This window comes from Streptomyces sp. WAC05292, from assembly GCF_003949955.1.
In the GTDB taxonomy this organism is placed as follows: domain Bacteria; phylum Actinomycetota; class Actinomycetes; order Streptomycetales; family Streptomycetaceae; genus Streptomyces; species Streptomyces globosus.
The window spans coordinates 1-3,181 of the sequence record NZ_RPSE01000551.1 but is presented as its reverse complement, the minus strand read 5'-3'; the positions used below and the strand labels follow the sequence as shown (position 1 = coordinate 3,181).

4 protein-coding genes are annotated in these 3,181 nt (G+C 76.3%); 2 read left to right on the top strand and 2 right to left on the bottom strand.

The genetic code is table 11. The features are described 5' to 3' along the window. Positions 1–693 (top strand): pyridoxal 5'-phosphate synthase (locus EF903_RS30825; RefSeq protein ID WP_399422058.1); only part of this gene is annotated, 693 nt, incomplete at its 5' end. A gap of 27 nt (positions 694–720) precedes the next feature. Here EF903_RS30825 and EF903_RS30820 read toward each other — a convergent pair. Together EF903_RS30820 and EF903_RS30815 are read right to left on the bottom strand one after the other, a co-directional pair. Next, positions 721–1,113: a Zn-ribbon domain-containing OB-fold protein gene (locus tag EF903_RS30820; RefSeq protein ID WP_260616154.1), complete on the bottom strand. Its 393-nt coding sequence runs from the start codon at positions 1,111–1,113 to the stop codon at positions 721–723. A gap of 77 nt (positions 1,114–1,190) precedes the next feature. Next, positions 1,191–1,643 (bottom strand): DoxX family protein, encoded by a 453-nt coding sequence (locus EF903_RS30815; RefSeq protein WP_125548275.1) that lies wholly within the window; start codon positions 1,641–1,643, stop codon positions 1,191–1,193. A 172-nt stretch (positions 1,644–1,815) separates the two neighbouring features. On the opposite strand from EF903_RS30815, the gene EF903_RS30810 reads away from it, so the two are divergent. After that, positions 1,816–3,120: an NAD(P)/FAD-dependent oxidoreductase gene (locus tag EF903_RS30810; RefSeq protein WP_125548274.1), complete on the top strand. Its 1,305-nt coding sequence runs from the start codon at positions 1,816–1,818 to the stop codon at positions 3,118–3,120. Positions 3,121–3,181: the final 61 nt, after the last annotated feature.

Here is a 3,181-nt window from a genome sequence, read left to right as displayed (position 1 = left end):
CCTCGCGAGACCCACGCCCCCAGCCCCAGCACCAGCACCTTCCACGCCGCCCTGCACTCCCTCCGCGTCTGGGACACCGCGCTGCCCCGCTTCGATGCCGCCTCGGCGCCCGCGGAGCCCGGGGTGCTGTTTCGGGAGTGGTTCGTGCATGCCGTGCAGGCGGGGCAGGTCGAGCCGCACACCATGAGTCTCGCCACCGTCGACCCCCAGGGGCGGCCCGATGCGCGGATTCTGATGCTGCACGACGCCGATTCCCGGGGCTGGCATTTCGCCTCGCACTCGACCAGCGCCAAGGGCCGTCAGCTCGCCGCGCGGCCCGATGCGGCGCTCGTGTTCTACTGGCCCGCCGTCGCCCGGCAGGTGCGCGTCCGCGGGCGGGTCGCCGCCCTCGGCCCCGAGGTGAGCCGGGCGGACCTCGCGGTCCGCTCGCGGGGCGCGCTCGCCGCCGCGCTGACGGGGCGGCAGTCCGAGGTGCTCGGTTCCGCGGACGAGCTGGAGGCCGCGTCGGCCGCGGCCTGGGCGCGGGCCGCCGCCGAGCCCGATGCGGTCGCGCCGACCTGGACGGCGTACGTCCTGGAGCCCGTCGAGGTGGAGTTCTTCCAGGGTGACGCCGCCCGCCGGCACGTGCGCCTGCGCTACCGCCGCGACTCCCCCGGCGCGGCCGCCTGGGCGCGGGAGCTCCTCTGGCCGTGAGGCCGGACGAAGGTGCCCGGCCGCCGGTCAGCGGGGGCGGAAGACCGGCACCCACACGCCCGGGGCGGTCTCCCTGAACGCGACGGTGAGCGGCATCCCGACGCGGAGGTCGGCCGGGGGGCAGTCGACGACCCGCGTCATCATCCGCGGTCCTTCCGCGAGGTCGACGACGGCGGCCGTGTACGGAACCTGCCGCCCGAAGGGCGGCAGGTCGTTGCGGTGGACGACCGACCAGGTGTAGAGGGTGGCGCTGCCGCCGGCGGGCTCCCACGCCACCCGGTCCTCGCCCGCCCAGCAGAACGGGCAGAATTCCCGCGGGTAGTGGTGGGCGCGCCCGCAGTCGGAGCAGCGGCGCAGCAGGAGCCGGCCTTCGGCGGCGGCGGCCCAGTAGGGGCGGGTGAAGTCGTCCGGTTCGGGCAGGTCGTGGCGCTCGTGCGGCGGCCCGCCGCCCGCGGCCCCGGCTCCCGCAACGACCCCGCCCCCTGCGACGCCCGCCGTCACAGGAACCACCCCAGGGCCGCGTCCACCGACCAGGTCTGCCAGGCCATCGCGGCGAGCGCGACGGCGGCGATGAGCGCCATCATCGCGTTCTGCCCCTGCTCCGCCCAGTCGTGGATCATCAGGATCAGGTAGAGCAGGTTCAGCAGCAGGCTGCCTGCGAGGGCGATCGGGGTGAGGAGGCCGAGGACCAGCCCCAGGCCGAGGGCGAGTTCGGCGTAGACGACGACATACGCCATGAGGCGCGCCCGGGGCCGGACGACCGCGGTGAAGCCGCGCTGCACGAACGGCCAGCGGTGTTTCGCCGCGACGTCGGCGGCCCAGGCGATGCCGGTGCCGCGTTCGAACCAGCCCTTCCTGTCCTTGTGCCGCCAGCTTTCGAGCCACCACAGGCCGAGGCCGATCCGGAGCACGGCCAGCCACTCGGCACCGCCGAGCCACATCGTCTGCATCGGCGCCTCCGTCTCGACCAACCGAATCTGACGGTATGTCAGTTCAGCGGATCTGCTGCGATCGCGCAAGGCCGTGACCGATCCGCAATCGATTCCCTCCTTGTCCGAGACCCATCAACCCTGTGTGTCGATACGCTCACACTTCATGCCCGGAGTCCCCACAGCCCCAGACATGTCCACCGAGCCCCGCCCCGTCTACGTCATAGGCGCCGGTCCCGGCGGCCTGGCCGCGGCCGCCGCGCTGCGGGCCCGCGGGGTGCGCGCCGTGGTCGTGGAGAAGGCAGACGAGGTCGGAGCCTCCTGGCGCGGCCACTACGACCGCCTGCACCTGCACACCACGCGCCGCCTGTCCGCGCTGCCCGGCCTGCCCATGCCGCGCCGTTTCGGCCGGTGGGTGTCGCGGGACGACGTCGTGCGCTACCTGGAGAAGTACGCCGAGTTCCACGAGCTGGAGATCGTCACGGGCGTCGAGGTGACCCGCATCGAGCGCGCGGCCCCGGAAGCCGCCGAGCCGGACCCCGCCGCCGGCGGCAGGCAGGCGCGACGGCCGCGGGGCCGCCGCGGCCGGGCCGCGGCCGCACCGGACCCGGGCTGGCTGCTGCACGCGACCGGCGGGCGGGTGCTGGCCGCGCGCGCCGTGGTCGTGGCGACCGGGTTCAACCACACGCCCGCGCTCCCCGACTGGCCGGGCCGGGAGGCGTACGCGGGCCGGCTGCTGCACGCCCGCGACTACCGCAACCCGGGCCCGTACGCGGGCCGGGACGTGCTGGTGGTCGGCGCGGGCAACACCGGCGCCGAGATAGCCGTCGACCTGGCCGAGGGCGGCGCGGCGCGGGTCCGGCTGGCCGTGCGGACCGCCCCGCACATCGTGCGCCGCTCCACCGCCGGATGGCCGGCGCAGCGCACCGGGATCCTGGTGCGGCGGCTGCCCGTGCGGCTCGTGGACCGGCTGGGCCGGGCGGTGGCCCGGGTGTCCGTCCCGGACCTGTCGGCGTACGGGCTTCCCCGCCCGTCGACCGGCCTGTACAGCAGGGTCCGGGAGGGGGCGATCCCGGTGCAGGACGTCGGGCTGATCGACGCGGTGCGCGCGGGCCGGGTGGAGCCGGTGGCGGCGGTGGCCTCGTTCGACGGCGGGGAGGTCGTCCTCGCGGACGGCTCACGCATCGCGCCCGACGCGGTGGTGGCGGCGACCGGCTACCGGCGGGGCCTGGAGGGCCTGGTCGGCCACCTGGGCGTACTCGACGGCCGCGGCCGCCCCCTCGCGCACGGCCCGCGCACCCTGCGGCAGGCCCCCGGCCTGCACTTCACCGGCTACACCAACCCGATCAGCGGCATGTTCCGCGAGATGGCCCTGGACGCCGACCGCATCGCGGCGGCCGTGGCCCGCGGCCTCGGCATCCGCCCGCCCGGCAAGGGCCGACGCCAGGACGACGGACTGCCGGACACGGGCCTCCGCCCGGTGGACCCGCCGGCCTGAACCCGGCGGCAACGCGCGGCGGGCGCGAGCGGGCGAGGCGGGCGCGGGCAGGCGGCGGGCC

Coding starts and splice junctions, on each gene's coding strand:
- EF903_RS30815 (WP_125548275.1), bottom strand. CDS start 1,643: ATGCAGACGATGTGGCTCGGCGGTGCCGAGTGGCTGGCCGTGCTCCGG.
- EF903_RS30810 (WP_125548274.1), top strand. CDS start 1,816: ATGTCCACCGAGCCCCGCCCCGTCTACGTCATAGGCGCCGGTCCCGGC.